Annotated in this window: 12 protein-coding genes; 8 read left to right on the top strand and 4 right to left on the bottom strand. The window is 61.0% G+C overall.

Features of this window, described 5'->3' with window-relative positions; translation table 11 throughout:
• Nucleotides 1–9 precede the first annotated feature (9 nt).
• Entirely contained in the window at nt 10–1,332 is a 1,323-nt protein-coding gene (locus GIW48_RS26305) for an MFS transporter (RefSeq protein ID WP_170040159.1), read from the bottom strand.
• Nucleotides 1,333–1,524: 192 nt separating this feature from the next.
• Here GIW48_RS26305 and GIW48_RS26300 point away from each other — a divergent pair, with 192 nt between their 5' ends.
• Genes GIW48_RS26300 through GIW48_RS26290 form a run of 3 tightly spaced genes read left to right on the top strand, consistent with a single transcriptional unit; the run spans nt 1,525 to nt 4,752 of the window.
• Nucleotides 1,525–3,261: an IlvD/Edd family dehydratase gene (locus tag GIW48_RS26300; protein ID WP_017136520.1), complete on the top strand. Its 1,737-nt coding sequence runs from the start codon at nt 1,525–1,527 to the stop codon at nt 3,259–3,261.
• 48 nt (nt 3,262–3,309) lie between these two features.
• On the top strand, nt 3,310–4,032 hold the full coding sequence (locus tag GIW48_RS26295; protein WP_017136521.1) for a FadR/GntR family transcriptional regulator: 723 nt from the start codon (nt 3,310–3,312) through the stop codon (nt 4,030–4,032).
• A gap of 42 nt (nt 4,033–4,074) precedes the next feature.
• Nucleotides 4,075–4,752 carry an SOS response-associated peptidase family protein gene (locus GIW48_RS26290; protein WP_138450596.1) on the top strand — a complete coding sequence of 226 codons (678 nt, stop codon included), beginning with the start codon at nt 4,075–4,077 and terminating at the stop codon, nt 4,750–4,752.
• A gap of 4 nt (nt 4,753–4,756) precedes the next feature.
• Here the strand turns inward: GIW48_RS26290 and GIW48_RS26285 are convergent, their stop codons facing one another.
• Both GIW48_RS26285 and GIW48_RS26280 read right to left on the bottom strand, forming a co-directional pair.
• Nucleotides 4,757–5,797, bottom strand: a complete 1,041-nt coding sequence (locus GIW48_RS26285) for a GGDEF domain-containing protein (RefSeq protein WP_170040161.1) — start codon at nt 5,795–5,797, stop codon at nt 4,757–4,759.
• Nucleotides 5,787–6,677, bottom strand: a complete 891-nt coding sequence (locus GIW48_RS26280; RefSeq protein WP_017136524.1) for a hypothetical protein — start codon at nt 6,675–6,677, stop codon at nt 5,787–5,789. The genes GIW48_RS26285 and GIW48_RS26280 overlap by 11 nt, the downstream gene beginning before the upstream one ends.
• Before the next feature lie 324 nt (nt 6,678–7,001).
• Here GIW48_RS26280 and GIW48_RS26275 point away from each other — a divergent pair, with 324 nt between their 5' ends.
• The 4 genes from GIW48_RS26275 (at nt 7,002) to GIW48_RS26260 (ending at nt 12,929) form a co-directional block, all read left to right on the top strand.
• Nucleotides 7,002–7,877 (top strand): bestrophin family protein, encoded by an 876-nt coding sequence (locus GIW48_RS26275; protein ID WP_017136525.1) that lies wholly within the window; start codon nt 7,002–7,004, stop codon nt 7,875–7,877.
• Between the two features lie 101 nt (nt 7,878–7,978).
• Entirely contained in the window at nt 7,979–8,869 is an 891-nt protein-coding gene (locus GIW48_RS26270; RefSeq protein ID WP_236462285.1) for a proline iminopeptidase-family hydrolase, read from the top strand.
• Between the two features lie 313 nt (nt 8,870–9,182).
• Nucleotides 9,183–11,591 (top strand): glucose/quinate/shikimate family membrane-bound PQQ-dependent dehydrogenase, encoded by a 2,409-nt coding sequence (locus tag GIW48_RS26265; RefSeq protein WP_236462288.1) that lies wholly within the window; start codon nt 9,183–9,185, stop codon nt 11,589–11,591.
• Between the two features lie 72 nt (nt 11,592–11,663).
• A complete protein-coding gene (locus tag GIW48_RS26260; protein ID WP_169988323.1) occupies nt 11,664–12,929 on the top strand; it encodes a carbohydrate porin in 1,266 nt (421 codons plus the stop codon).
• Nucleotides 12,930–13,071: 142 nt separating this feature from the next.
• On the opposite strand, the gene GIW48_RS26255 is transcribed toward GIW48_RS26260, so the two are convergent.
• Nucleotides 13,072–14,253, bottom strand: coding sequence for a XylR family transcriptional regulator (locus tag GIW48_RS26255; protein WP_170040167.1), 1,182 nt, complete (start codon nt 14,251–14,253; stop codon nt 13,072–13,074).
• Nucleotides 14,254–14,392: 139 nt separating this feature from the next.
• On the opposite strand from GIW48_RS26255, the gene xylA reads away from it, so the two are divergent.
• On the top strand, nt 14,393–15,709 hold the full coding sequence (gene xylA / locus GIW48_RS26250; RefSeq protein ID WP_186617599.1) for a xylose isomerase: 1,317 nt from the start codon (nt 14,393–14,395) through the stop codon (nt 15,707–15,709).
• Nucleotides 15,710–15,808: the final 99 nt, after the last annotated feature.

The raw sequence follows: 15,808 nt of genomic DNA, 5'->3' as shown, positions 1-15,808 counted from the left end.
TCTCCAGGATTAAGTACGTGTGGCGCCTCGGGCGCTGGCGGCAAACTGGTCGGCGGGCAGCACATGCTTGCGCTCCAGCACGCGGTACACCACAGCGGTCAACACCAGCCCGAACACCATGACGCCAGCCAAAAAATACAGGCCCGAAGCCAGGTTGCCGGTGTATTCCTTGAGCGCGCCGATCACGAACGGGCCGATATAGCCGCCCAGGTTGCCCACCGAGTTAATCAAGGCAATGCCCGCCGCCGCACTGGCGCCGGCAAAGAACCGCCCCGGCAAGGTCCAGAACACCGCCGTGCAGGAAAACAAGGCGAATGCCGCCAGGCACAGCGCCGCCATTTGCAGCACCGGCACGCTCAGCCAGGCACTGCAAAACAAGCCGATGGCGCCGAGCACATAGAGCACGGCAAGGTGGCCATAACGATCGTTCAAACGGTCGGAACTGCGCGGGATGATCAGCAGCCCGATGATGCCGAAAATGTAGGGTACCGCCGAGATAAAGCCGGTCACCAAGTCAGTGCCGCCGAACTGTTTGATCAGGGTCGGCAACCACAGGCCCAAGCCATAGATGCTCAAGGTCACCGGCAGATAGAACAGCGCCAGCAACAACACGCGCTTGTCCTTGAGGGCATGCAGCGGGTTGCCGTGGCGGGTCTGGCCGTAGGCTTGCAGGTCCTTGGCCAACTCAGCGGTCAGCCAGGCTTTTTCGTCTTCGCTCATCCAGTTGACCTGCTTGGGGCCGTCCGGCAGAAAGCGCAACACCGGCCAAGTCAGCAACAACGCCGGCGTGCCGATCACGATAAACAGCCATTGCCAGCCGTGCAGACCAAGGATGCCGTCCATGCCCAGCAGGCCGCCGGACACGGGCCCGGTGATCATCATGGCAATCGGCTGGGAGAGGATAAACAGCCCCAGGATCTTGCCGCGATGGCGCACCGGGAACCACTGGGTGATGTAGTACAGCACGCCCGGAAAGAACCCGGCTTCGGCCGCGCCAAGCAGAAAGCGCATCACATAAAAACTGTGCGGCCCCTGCACAAAGGCCATGCCGATGGTGATGGCGCCCCAGGTGAGCATGATCCGTGCAAACCAGCGCCGCGCGCCGAAGCGGTCGAGCATCAGGTTGCTGGGGATTTCAAACAGGAAGTAGCCAATAAAAAACAACCCCGCCCCCAGACCATAGGCGGCATCGCCGATGCCGACGTCGGCGCCCATGTGCAGTTTGGCAAACCCCACCGCCGAGCGGTCCACGTAGGCGATCAGGTACAGCAGGATCAGGAAGGGAATCAGTTTCAGCGTGATACGCCGAACAAGCCGCAATTCCTGGCTCATGGGGTCGATCTCCGATTGTTGTTTTTATAGAAGCTCGGGGGCTGCCTCTCGCGAAAATCCGCCAGGGTCAAACCTCAATTAAGCCGGACTATATAGTATGACTATTTGCAAAACAATACTTCCAAATCTGCGTTTTTGCGCTTATGTTTAAGCACATATAGAACATATAGTCATACAATAAGAGAGTCGATCATGCCTGATAAAAAGCCCGCCCTCCGCTCCGCCCAGTGGTTTGGCACCGCCGACAAGAACGGTTTCATGTACCGCAGCTGGATGAAGAACCAGGGCATTGCCGACCATCAGTTCCATGGCAAACCGATCATTGGCATTTGCAACACCTGGTCGGAACTGACCCCGTGCAACGCGCATTTCCGCCAGATCGCCGAGCACGTCAAACGCGGTGTGATCGAGGCCGGTGGTTTCCCGGTGGAATTCCCGGTGTTCTCCAATGGCGAATCCAACCTGCGCCCCACCGCCATGCTCACCCGCAACCTGGCGAGCATGGATGTAGAGGAAGCCATTCGCGGCAACCCCATCGACGGCGTGGTGCTGCTGACCGGCTGCGACAAAACCACCCCGGCGCTGCTGATGGGCGCGGCCAGTTGTGACGTGCCGGCCATCGTGGTCACCGGCGGGCCGATGCTCAACGGCAAGCACAAGGGCCAGGACATCGGCTCGGGTACGGTGGTGTGGCAACTGAGCGAGCAGGTCAAGGCCGGCACCATCACCCTTGACGATTTCCTTGCGGCCGAAGGCGGCATGTCGCGCTCGGCGGGTACCTGCAACACCATGGGCACCGCGTCGACCATGGCCTGCATGGCCGAAGCACTCGGCACTTCCCTGCCCCACAACGCGGCGATTCCGGCGGTGGACGCGCGGCGCTATGTGCTGGCGCATATGTCTGGCATGCGCGCGGTCGAGATGGTGCGTGAGGATTTGAAACTGTCGAAAATCCTTACCAAGGAGGCGTTTGAAAACGCGATCCGGGTGAATGCGGCCATCGGCGGTTCGACCAACGCGGTGATCCACCTCAAAGCCATCGCCGGGCGTATCGGTGTCGAGCTCGACCTCGACGATTGGACCCGCATGGGCCGTGGCGTGCCGACCATCGTCGACCTGCAGCCGTCAGGCCGTTTCCTGATGGAAGAGTTCTACTACGCCGGCGGCCTGCCGGCCGTGCTGCGTCGCCTGGGCGAAGCCAACCTGATCCCGCATCCGAATGCCTTGACGGTCAATGGCAAGTCGTTGGGCGAGAACACCCAGGACTCGCCGATCTACGGCCAGGATGAGGTGATCCGCACCCTCGATAACCCGATCCGCGCCGATGGCGGTATTTGCGTATTGCGCGGCAACCTGGCGCCGCTGGGCGCCGTGCTCAAGCCTTCCGCCGCCAGCCCCGAGTTGATGCAGCACCGTGGCCGCGCGGTGGTGTTCGAGAACTTCGACATGTACAAGGCACGCATCAATGACCCGGCGCTGGACGTGGATGCCAACTCGATTCTGGTCATGAAAAACTGTGGCCCCAAGGGTTACCCCGGCATGGCCGAAGTCGGCAACATGGGCCTGCCCGCCAAGCTGCTGGCCCAGGGCGTGACTGACATGGTGCGCATTTCCGATGCACGCATGAGCGGCACCGCCTACGGCACGGTGGTGCTGCACGTGGCACCGGAAGCTGCCGCCGGTGGGCCGCTGGCCACGGTGCAGGAAGGTGACTGGATCGAGCTCGACTGCGCCAACGGCCGGTTGCACCTGGATATCCCCGACGCCGAACTGGCGGCGCGCATGGCTGACCTTGCGCCAGCGCAAAACCTGATCGTCGGCGGCTACCGCCAGCTGTATATCGATCACGTGCTGCAGGCCGATCAAGGCTGCGACTTCGACTTCCTGGTGGGCTGCCGTGGCGCTGAAGTCCCCCGGCATTCCCACTAATTGGGATGCTATGATGCCGCGAACCTAAGCCAGAGCCTCCCCGTCGTTATGGATCACCAGCCGCCCAAGCCGCGCAAGAGCCAGCATGCCCAGATCGTTCAGGACTTGGGCATGCACATCGTTTCCGGTCGCTTCAAGCCCGAAGAACGCCTGCCCATGGAAGCCACGCTGTGCGAGGAATACCAGGTCAGCCGCTCGGTGTTGCGTGAGGCGACCCGCGTGCTCAGCGCCAAGGGCCTGGTGTACTCCAAACCACGGGTGGGCGCGGTGGTGCGCCCACGGGTGAAATGGCATTTGCTTGACCCGGACGTGCTGTCCTGGCTGATGCAGTCCACGCCCCACAGCGAATTCTTCAACACCCTGGCCGGCGTGCGGCGCATCCTCGAACCGGAAATCGCCGCCATGGCCGCGACCACGGCCACCGCCGAAGACATCGCCACCATCGAAACCGCCTACCGGGGCATGGAAACCGCCAAGACCCACGATGACCTGCTGCAGGCCGACCTGGACTTCCACCGCGCCATCGCCGACGCGACCCGCAACGACTTGCTCGCCTACATGTGCAACATGCTGTCGTTGCCGCTGCGCGAGTCGATCAACATCACCAACCGCCGTCCTGACATCCAGGGCCTGAGCCTGCCCCGCCACAAAGCGATCCTCACCGCCATCCAGAACCGTGACGCCCTCGGCGCCCGGCACGCCTCGCTGGTGCAACTGGATGACACGCGGGTGGCGCTGGACACGGTGATGAACGTGCTCACGCCGCTGTAAATTGATCGTCTACGCTCAGGGAGTCAGTTCGAGGAACCGGCCATGTGCGGACGACTTTCGCAGTACCGCGGTATTCATGACTTTGTGGCGGCGCTGAGCATGCCCAATGCACTGGCCAATAGCGTGGGCGACCAGCCGCTTGAGCGCTACAACGTGGCGCCAACCACCCCCGTGGCGTTGCTGCACCTGGACAATGATCTTTTGCACGCTGACCCGGTGCGCTGGGGCTGGCGCCCGCACTGGAGCAAAGAACGCCTGCTGGCGATCAACGCGCGTGTCGAGAAGGTCGCGCACGGCGCGTTCTTTCGCGCGATCTGGCCGCATCGCGCAATTGCCCCAGTGGACAACTGGTTTGAATGGGTGGATGAAGGCGACGCGAAAAAACAGCCCTACCTGATTCGTCGCCGCGACGGTGCGCCGGTATTCTGTGCCGCCATAGGCCAACTGCCCGACGCCGATGAGGGCGCGCACGCGCACGATGGCTTCGTGATCATCACCGCCGACAGCGCCGGTGGCATGCTCGACATCCATGACCGCAGGCCCGTGGTGTTCACTCCGGAACTGGCCCGTGAGTGGCTGGACCCGGCCACCTCCCGAAGTCGCGCCGAGCAGATGGTGCTGTTGCAGGGCGACCCGGCAGACGTGTTCGAATGGTTCAAGGTCGACAGTGCCGTGGGCAACACACGCAACCATGGGCCAGCGTTGATCCAGCCGCGCTGAGCACTCATTGGGCGACTGCACACCCCTGCGGATTAATCGGCCTGCCCTCCAGATAGGCCCGGTCCTTGCCATTTTGCTTGGCGCCATACAGGTTGCGGTCAGCGTCCTTAAGCACTGCCGACATCTCGTCCCCCGCCGAAAACCGCGCCATTCCCGCGCTGCACGTGTAATTGTGCGGCGCCGCCACACTGTGCCGGATAGCCTGCAACAAATCCCGTGCGAACTCGCAGGCGACAGCCGGGTCGTCGCCCAACAGCAGCACGCCGAATTCTTCGCCGCCGATCCTGCCGAAACTGTGGCTGCCTTTGGCGGTTTTCAGGCAGGTGGCCATGGCGCAAAGAATGCTGTCGCCCACATCGTGGCCATACCGGTCATTTTTGAGTTTGAAACTGTCGATATCCAACATCATGAAATAGCCGCTGTGGCCGCTGGCGATCAACGCGTCAAAGCCCTGCATGAAGGCGCGCCGGTTGAGAATGGAGGTCAGGTAATCCGTCTCTGCCAGCTCGCGAAACTCACTTTCTACCAGCAACACCGAGCGCAGGTTCTTCAAATAGGAAAAACTCAGGATAAAACCGATGGCCACCGACGCAACGCAAAAAATATACAGATAGACCTGGGCATCGCCGTAAATGTCCGCCTGGATGCACGGCCATAAAATCAACCAGACCAACGTGGCGCAGACCAGGTAATCCTGCACACTGATAAACAGGATGGCGCTGCTGATCACCAGGATAACCGCCAGCGGCAAGCCAAACAGGCGCAACTCCCCATGCGCGCTGATGACATAGGCAAACCCCACGGACAGCAGCACGACATACACAACCCCGAGCGTGCGCCACAGGTAAAAGTGGATGGTCATGTGGTGCAGTCGACACACCGCCAACAGGCACAGGGTGATCGCTGACAAATATATATCCAGCTGCATGTCCGGATGAATCAACAACACCCCGAGCCAGGCAATAATCCCGATTAACTCGGCCTGGGTGACCGCTGGCGACAGTAACCGGCGCATCCGTGGCCTTAACTTCAAATTAGCAGGCATCCCTTTCCCCTCTTTCAACCGCGTGCAGGCCAACCGCAAATGAAAACGCCATAAACCGTCTTACCAGGCAAACAAAAGCCGGCAGCACTTCCAGCTGTTTTTTCGCATGCACTTTGAAATAGCCCTTCTCGACACCCTCCCGGACCATTCTAATAATATGGGTTTTTGATACCGACAGCTGCTGGGCGAGCGCAAGATAAGATGACGATTTGAAGGTCATGCGCTCGTTTTCCGGTGAAAAGGCATCGTTATATATCGCCAGCATCAACAAATGGCCTGCATCTTTCTTCACCAGCCAAAAACAGTCGGGCAGCAACACATCAACGGTCATTTCGTCGGCCAGGATCTGAGCGAAGCCTTTGAAATAAAGGGCTAGAAAACTGCGGTCGTCCATCTCGCGCATTGTGCGAAAACGCTCCTTCTCAGGGCACATCAGCGCCAGTGAGTCGGTAATGGACGTCAGCATCAGCCGCACTTCCCGGCAGGCTTCATCCGAGGGCGCATACACCCTGAACCGGCTGTCCTCCGGGTGTGCGTCGACCACCATGAACCCCAGCGCCCGAAACAGCAGGAAGATCGACTCCAGGCTGTTTCTTGAGCAATACCCCCGCGCCACACAAAAGGCTTTCACCTCGCAAAGCAAGGCTGTCGGTTTGGAAAAGTACTCGCTGAACAGTGCAAATGAGACCATCAAACGGCTGTATTTCATTGCACTTTTGTAGAAAAACGGGCGTTTCGAGTAAGGGCCAAGAAGCACCTGATAATGTGCCCGAATACAAGATTCAAAGTCCTCATGACGTTCAAGTGCTTGTGCAGTATTACCGATATCCAACTTTAACGAACTGACACGCATGAAAGAACCCTGATCAACCAACTTCATCCCACTGATCTAGACTACAAAGTTCACGTAGTCAGGTCCCAAAACAAATCACGTCGTAAAACGGCCCCTGATGGCGCTTTGCCTTTGGGGTCAATGTACAGTGATTGCCGCGTGGCACAGCATCATTACCAAAGTTGTTCCAACTGCACTTCCTGGGCTATTTGCTAACGCGCAAGCGGTGAACTTGCTTGAAATAGCAGTGCAAAGATTGCGTGTGAAGCAGAGCCAATAAATGGCGCCAGAAATATGACCGCGAACCTTTCACCGCCCCCGGGCGTCCGAGCTAGGGTATTTATTGCCCATTGCTCGCCGTGAGGTCCTCGCTTGAAAGCCGCCATCATCAAAAAGTACCGCCTGATTATCAAAACCATGGGCTATGTGGGTTGGGCCTTGTTCTGGCTGTTGTTGTGGGATGTGGCCGTCACGGTCGATTTCATGTTGTTCCTCACCACCAAGATCAACTTGCCGCTGATGCCGCTGACCCTGCTGGGGTCGGCGCTGGTGGTGTTGATCAGCTTTCGTAACAGCAGCGCCTATAACCGCTGGTGGGAAGCACGCACGTTGTGGGGCGCGATGGTGAATAACTCGCGCAGTTTCGCCCGCCAGGTGCTGACACTGCTGGATGACCCCGAGGGCGAGGTAAACCCGGTCAAGGCCACCCTGTTGCGCCGCCATGTGGCCTATGTGAATTGCCTGGCGGCGCACCTCAAGGGCCGCCCGTGCCCGGATGAAGTACGTGCGTTTATCCCCGCCGAAGAGTTTGCGCGCAATGGCGCCACCAACAACTTTGCCAATGACATCCTCACCGGTTCAGCGACGTTGTTGGCCCGCGAATACAAGGCCGGGCACCTGGACAGTATTCGCCTGGCGCGGCTGGAGTCGACACTGGTGGACCTGTCCAACGCCCAAGGCGGCATGGAGCGAATCGCCAATACGCCGCTGCCCTACCCTTACGTATATTTCCCGCGGCTGTTTATCTCGCTGTTCTGCCTGATCGTACCAGTGGGCCTGGTGGAGTCCCTGGGCTGGTTCACCCCGCTGGCCTCGACCGTGGTGGGCTTTATGCTGCTGGCAATCGAACGCATCGGCACCGACCTGCAAAGCCCGTTTCATTCCAGCGAACATCAGATCCAGATGGAAACCATCTGCGAAACCATCGAGAAGAACCTGCAGTCGATGCAGCGTGATGCGCTGGCTTAAGCCCAGGGTGCTTTTAATTCAAGAACCTATCATTTTTACCAGTGCCCCTGACGCGCGGTTTTGACTAGCCTGTAGCGCATCTATCCAAGGAGGCACACAGCATGCAGGTTCGCGAAGGTTATGCCGATTTCCGTGGCTACCGGACATGGTTCCGGGTCACTGGCGATTTGAGTTCCGGGCGCTTGCCCTTGATCGTCGCGCACGGCGGCCCCGGCTGCACCCATGACTACGTCGACAGTTTCAAGGACCTGGCCGACACAGGGCGCGCGGTGGTGCACTACGACCAGTTGGGCAATGGCCGCTCCACTCACCTGCGCGACGCATCTGCTGACTTCTGGAACGTGGCATTGTTCCTGGCGGAACTGGACAACCTGATCGAGCATTTGGACATCAGCGACTACGCGCTGCTGGGCCAGTCCTGGGGCGGCATGCTTGGGGCTGAACACGCGGTACGCCAACCCGCCGGCTTAAAGGCATTGATCATCGCCAATTCGCCCGCCTCCATGGACCTGTGGTGCGCCGCCGCGAATGAGCTGCGCCAGGCATTGCCCACCGAAGTGCAGGCCACCCTGCTGCGCCATGAGGCGGCAGGCACCACTGACAGCGCCGAGTACCGCGCAGCCTCGGATGTGTATTACGCCCGCCACGTCTGCCGCGTCCAGCCGGAGCCCGCCGAAGTGCTGCGCACCAATGCCGCCATCGAAGACGACCCGACCGTTTATCACACCATGAACGGCCCCACTGAATTCCACGTGATCGGCAGCCTGCGCAACTGGAGCATCATCGAGCGACTGCCACGCATCCAGGTGCCGACGTTGTTGATCTCCGGGCGCTTTGATGAAGCCACACCCGCCACGGTACAGCCGTTTGCCGATGGCATCCGCGACGTGCGCTGGCAGATTTTTGAGCAGTCGAGCCATATGCCGCATGTCGAAGAACGTGAGGCGTGCATGGCGTGTGTGGGGGCGTTTCTGGCGCACGTGGAGCAATAGCCAAATTGAGCTTTGTCGCTGACGCTCTACACTAAAGCCAATGTGGAATGGGGCTGGTGTGGGAGCTGGCTTGCCTGCGATGACATCAACTGGGTGTACCTGATGTACCGAGGTGTCTGCATCGCAGGCAAGCCAGCTCCCACAGTTGGTTTTTGTCGCTGGGGACATCTGTGTTCGCATCGGCGCCCTGCGAACCGGGGTTTTGCTGTTGTACACACATTTGTAAAAGACTATTACGCAGCACAATGTACTAACTGGTTACTTATATTGCTAAAATCGCGTCTTTGCCCTCTCACCTTCGAGTCCTGTCGACATGAAAAGAGCATCGCGCGCCGCTGGCGCCTCTAGATTTCTCCTGCTGGGCCTGGGCGTGGTTATCGCCCTGCTCGGCGTAGCGCTGGCTGTGGGCGGCGCCAAGCTGGTCAGCCTGGGCGGTTCCTGGTACTTCCTGGTCGGTGGCGTGGCCATGGCCGTTTCCGGCATGTTGATCGCGCGGCGCAAGCCGGCGGGCGCCTGGCTGTTCGCCGCGTTCCTGGTTGGCACCGCCGTGTGGGCGATTGCGGACGTGGGCCTGGTGTACTGGCCGCTGTTCTCGCGGCTGTTCATGTTTGCCGTGATCGGCCTGGTGGTGGCGCTGGTGTATCCGCTGCTGGCCGGCCGACCGGCGCGTGGCGCCTATGGCGTTGCCGCCGTGCTGGCAGTCGGCGTGGCGGTGGCGGCGGGCAATATGTTCGTTGCACACCCAAGCGTTGCGCCCACCGGCAAAGGCCCTGGCGTCACGCCAGTGGCCGCCGCCGATGCGCAGAAGGACTGGGCGCATTACGGCAACACCGAAGGCGGCAGCCGTTTTGCGGCGCTGGACCAGATCAACCGCGACACGGTCAATAAGCTCAAAGTGGCGTGGACCTACCACACCGGCGACGTGGCGATCAGCGACGGCAACGGTGCCGAAGACCAACTGACGCCCCTGCAGATCGGCAACAAGGTATTCATCTGCACCCCGCACAACAACCTGATCGCCCTGGATGCCGACACCGGCAAAGAGCTGTGGAAGAACGAAGTCAACGCCAAATCGGCGGTCTGGCAGCGTTGCCGTGGCATGGCGTATTTCGATGCCACTGCGCCGATTGCCCAGCCAACCCAGCCAAACAGCTCGCCGATCATTGCTGCCAGCGTACCGGCCGGGGCGCAATGCCAACGCCGCTTGCTGACCAACACCATTGATGCGCGCCTGATCGCGGTGGATGCCGACACCGGCAAGTTCTGCGAAGACTTCGGCACCCACGGCCAGGTGGACCTCAAAGCCGGCCTGGGCAATGTGCCCGACAGCTACTACCAGCTCTCCTCTGCGCCCTTGATCGCCGGCACCACCGTAGTGGTCGGCGGCCGCGTGGCAGATAACGTGCAAACCGATATGCCCGGCGGTGTGATCCGCGGCTTCGACGTGATCAGCGGCCAGATGCGCTGGGCCTTCGACCCGGGCAACCCCGAAGACAAGCAGGCCCCGGCAGCCGGCAGCACTTATGTACGCAGCACGCCGAACAGCTGGGCACCGATGTCTTATGACCCGCTGATGAACACAGTCTTCCTGCCGATGGGCAGCTCGTCCACCGACATCTACGGCGTTGAACGTACCCAACTGAACCACAAATACGGCGCTTCGGTGCTGGCGCTGGACGCCTCTACCGGTGCAGAAAAGTGGGTGTACCAGACCGTCCACAATGACCTGTGGGACTTCGACCTGCCGATGCAGCCGAGCCTGATCGACTTCACCCCACCGGGCAGCGACAAGGCCGTGCCGGCGGTGGTGATCGGCACCAAGGCCGGGCAGATCTATGTGCTCGACCGCGCCACCGGCAAGCCGCTGACCGACGTGAAGGAAGTACCGGTCAAGGCCGCCAACATTCCCAACGAGCCTTACTCGCTGACCCAGCCTAAATCGGTGGGCATGCCGCAGATCGGCGCGCAGACGCTGACCGAATCGGACATGTGGGGCGCCACGCCGTTCGACCAATTGCTGTGCCGTATCGACTTCAAGGGCATGCGCTACGAAGGCCTGTACACCGCGCCGGGCACGGATAAATCGCTGAGTTTCCCGGGCTCTCTGGGCGGCATGAACTGGGGCAGTATTTCCACCGACCCGGTGCACGGCTTTATCTTCGTCAATGACATGCGCCTGGGCCTGTGGATCCAGATGGTGCCATCGCAGAACAAGGCCCAGGCCGCGTCCGGTGGTGAAGCGCTGAACACCGGCATGGGCGCCGTGCCGCTCAAGGGCACGCCGTATGCGGTGAACAAAAACCGCTTCCTGTCCGTGGCTGGCATCCCGTGCCAGGCACCGCCGTTCGGCACACTGACGGCCATCGACATGAAGACTCAGCAGATCGCCTGGCAAGTGCCGGTGGGCACTGTTGAGGACACCGGCCCGCTGGGCATCCGCATGCACCTGCCGATCAAGGTCGGCCTGCCGACGCTGGGCGGCACCTTGTCGACCCAGGGCGGGCTGATTTTTATCGCCGGCACCCAGGACTTCTACCTGCGCGCCTTCAACAGCGGCAACGGTGATGAAGTCTGGAAAGCCCGCCTGCCAGTGGGCAGCCAGGGCGGCCCGATGACCTATGTGTCGCCAAAAACCGGCAAGCAGTACATCGTCATCACCGCCGGCGGTGCTCGCCAGTCCACTGACCGTGGCGACTACGTAATCGCCTACGCCCTGCCGTAACGCCCCTCTGTTCGCGCGGTGCTCTCCTGCACCGCGCGCGCCTTTCTATACATGCCGTTTGGAAGACCCCGCATGACCCTCACTTCTCCTATGCCCTTCGGCCGCCTGGCGCTGGGCCTGGCTTTGGCTGCCGCCCTGCCCGTTCAAGCCGACGACACTACCCTGACCGGCGACTGGGGCGGCCTGCGCCGTGAACTCGACGAGCAAGGCATCCGCTTCACCGGCGACTACAGCGGCGAGACCGCCTACAACGCCGACGGCGGTCAACACCGCTCGGCGCGCTACTCGCAAAACATCAAGCTCGGTGTGCAGTTCGACCTCGGCAAGCTCTACGGCTTCACCAACGGCGACCGCATTCAGCTGACCATCAACGACCGGCGCGGCAACAGCGCCTCCGAAGACCTGGTAGGCAACCGCCTGCCGATCCAGGAAAACTATGGCGGCCTCTACACCCGCCTTACCGAGCTGAGCTACGAGCGCACGCTGTTCACGCCCGCGCTGAACATCAAGCTCGGTTACATGGCGATGGGCAACGACCTCGGCGGCCTCGACAGCGGCATCCTGTGCAACTTCATGAACGCCGGTTTCTGCGGGCACCCGCTGAACATGTCCGGCGGCAGCGGCTGGACCAACTACCCGAATGCACGCCTGGGTGCGCGGGTGAAATACGACTTTTCGCCAAACTGGCAGCTGCGTGTGGCGGCATTCAATGTCGACCCCGACAGCAACGGCAACTCCAGCCGCGCCTGGCGCCTGGACCCCAAACACACCACCGGCACGGTGGTGCCGATCGAGCTGGTGTACAAACACGCGGGCACGCTGCCGGGTGAGTACAAGCTGGGTTATTACTACGACAGCTCCGATGTGAAGCGCATCGGCAGCAACAAAGACGTGAACGGTCGCGGCGGTCACTACCTGCTGATCGACCAGGCCGTCTGGGCCTCCAGCACATCCGCAGGCCGTGTGCTGCACGCTTTCGGCCAATACTCGGCCGCCAGCGAAGCCGCCTCGCCGTTCAGCAAGTGGTATGGCGCGGGCGTGGTGCTGTACAAGCCGTTTGAAGGCCGCCCACGCGACACAATCGCCTTGGGTTATGGCCGTGCGGTGCCCAACCCACGCAGCCGTGACGTGCAGGAGTTGGCGGCGTTCAATGCGGGGACGGACTACCCCAACCTGAACAATGCCGAGCAATTGATCGAACTCAGTTATGGCTACCAGGCCACGCCGTGGCTGACGCTGCGCCCGGATGTGCAATACATCATCGAGCCTGGGGCGTTTTCCGGTGAGAGCATCGATAACGCGCTGGTACTGGGGTTGCAGGTCAAAGCCGTATTCTAAAAGCATGAAATGAGGATCGTTCCCACGCTCCGCGTGGGAATGCATCATGGGACGCTCCGCGTCCCGCCACCTGCGCCTGTGTGACGCGGAGCGTCACGGGATGCATTCCCACGTGGAACGTGGGAACGATCTCACAGTTGTTCTACGGTGTACTTGCGCCATGCTGGTACTCGCGCGGCGTACAGCCAAACTCTCGCCGAAACACTGTATGCAGGTACTGCGCCGATTTGAAGCCGCAACCCTGGGCAATGTCGGCGATCGCCAGGGCGTGGTTTTCCAGGCCCTTGGCCGCCGCCGCAAGTTTGAAGCGCAGAATCTCGTCATGCACGCTGCACCCACGCACCTTGCGAAAGTGCGACTCCAGGGATGAACGCGACACCCCCACATACGCCGCCACCTGCGCGGTCTTGATGCCCTGGCAGGCGTATTGGCGAATAAACAGCAACGCCTGCATCACATACGGATTGCCCAAAGGTTGATGCAGGCTGGAGGCCTGCACATTGATTGCATCCGGCGGCACCAAAATCTGCGTGCCCGCGCAGGGTTTGCCGTGCAACATCTGGTGCAGCAGCGCGGCGGCCGTGCGGCCCATGGTTTCGGTACCCTGGATGACCGAGCTGAGCGGCACGCGCGTAAGGGTGCGGGTCAGCGGGTCGTTGTCGATGCCGATCAACGCGACCTGTTCCGGCACGGCGATGCCGGCGGTGAGGCAGGCTTGCAGCAATTGCCGGGCGCGGGCGTCGGTGACGGCGATGATACCGATGGGCTTGGGCAAGGCTTGCAGCCAGGCGATCTGCTGCTCCACCGCGCTGTCCCACAGCGGCGCACTGGTGCCCAGCCCACGGTAAACCTCAACCTGCAAACCATCGCGTTGCATCAGGCGGCGAAAGGCTTTCTCGCGCTCCTGCGCCCAGCGGTTGGCCTGGGCTTCGGGCAAGCTGAAGCAGGCAAAGCGGGTCAGCCCCGCCTCAATCAAATGTTCGTACGCCAACTTGATCAGTGCATGGTTATCGGTGGCCACATAGGGAATGCCCTTGGGGTAGGCGCGTGCATCCTGATAGGAGCCGCCCACTGCCACCACCGGCAAATGAATATCGGCCAGCGCCTCGCCGATCAGCGGGTCATCGAAGTCGGCAATGATGCCGTCGCCCTGCCAGCGCTCGATGCCTCTTAAGCGGCACAAAAAATCTTCCTCCAGGAACAAGTCCCAGGACACACGCGTGCTGCTCAGGTAATTGCCGATGCCGGTAATGATGCCGCGATCGTAGATTTTGCTGCCGTTGAACAACAGGGCAATGCGGTGCACGGGCGGTAGGGTTTTCATTGTTTTTATCCTGGGGCCGGTCGCTACAGACTAGCCCTGGCTGGTCAAAATCGCACTACGTCTTGGTGATTTTCATAATCGGCAGTCCCGATGCCGTTGCTAGTATCGGGGCACCACCAAGAACAATAAGGAAAACACCATGCCGTACTTCCCAGGTGTCGAGAAGGTTCGCTTCGAAGGCCCCAGCAGCGACGCCCCTCTCGCCTTTCGCCATTACAATGCCAACAAACTGATCCTCGGCAAGCCCATGCGTGAACACCTGCGCATGGCCGCCTGCTACTGGCACACCTTCGTGTGGCCGGGGGCGGACATGTTCGGCATGGGCACCTTCAAGCGCCCGTGGCAGCGCAGCGGCGAGCCGATGGACGTGGCCATCGGCAAGGCTGAAGCGGCGTTCGAGTTTTTCTCCAAGCTGGGCATTGATTACTACAGCTTTCACGACACCGATGTGGCACCCGAAGGCAGCTCGCTCAAGGAATACCGCAACCACTTCGCGCAGATGGTCGACCACCTGGAGCGCCACCAGGAACAGACCGGCATCCAGTTGCTGTGGGGCACCGCCAACTGTTTCAGCAACCCGCGTTTTGCCGCTGGCGCCGCCAGCAACCCGGACCCGGAGGTATTCGCCTACGCGGCCGCTCAAGTGTTCAGCGCGATGAACGCCACCCAACGCCTCAAAGGTGCCAACTACGTGCTGTGGGGCGGTCGCGAAGGCTATGAAACCCTGCTCAACACCGACCTCAAGCGCGAGCGCGAACAACTCGGGCGTTTTATGCGCATGGTGGTGGAGCACAAGTACAAGATCGGCTTTAAGGGTGACCTGCTGATCGAACCCAAGCCCCAGGAGCCGACCAAACACCAGTACGATTACGACAGCGCCACGGTGTTCGGCTTCCTGCATGAGTTCGGCCTGGAACACGAGATAAAAGTGAATATCGAGGCCAACCACGCCACCCTGGCCGGGCACAGTTTTCACCATGAAATTGCGACCGCCGTGTCCCTGGGGATTTTCGGCAGCATCGACGCCAACCGCGGCGACCCGCAGAACGGCTGGGACACCGACCAGTTCCCCAACAGTGTCGAGGAGATGACCCTGGCCACCTATGAAATCCTCAAGGCCGGGGGCTTCAAGAACGGCGGCTACAATTTTGATTCCAAGGTGCGCCGCCAGAGCCTGGATGAGGTTGACCTGTTCCACGGGCATGTCGCCGCCATGGATGTGCTGGCCCTGTCTCTGGAGCGTGCGGCGGCCATGGTGCAAAACGACCGATTGCAGCAGTTCAAGGACCAGCGTTATGCCGGGTGGCAGCAGCCCTTGGGCCAGGCGGTGCTGGCCGGTGAGTTCAGCCTGGCATCGTTGGCCGAGCACGCGTTTGCCCATGAGCTGAACCCGCAGGCTGTGAGCGGCCGTCAGGAGATGCTCGAAGGCGTGGTCAACCGGTTTATCTACACCTGACCGCCTGCTGATTTTGTGGCGAGCGGGCTTGCCCCGCGTTGGGGCGCGAAGCGGCCCCTGTTACTGGCAACTCGGTTTTAACAGATACACCGCATCGCC

The sequence above is a fragment of the Pseudomonas sp. PA-6-3C genome (genome assembly GCF_021605825.1).
Lineage (GTDB): Bacteria > Pseudomonadota > Gammaproteobacteria > Pseudomonadales > Pseudomonadaceae > Aquipseudomonas > Aquipseudomonas edaphica.
The sequence above is the reverse complement of the archived record's forward strand: the minus strand, read 5'-3'. Positions and strand labels throughout refer to the sequence as shown.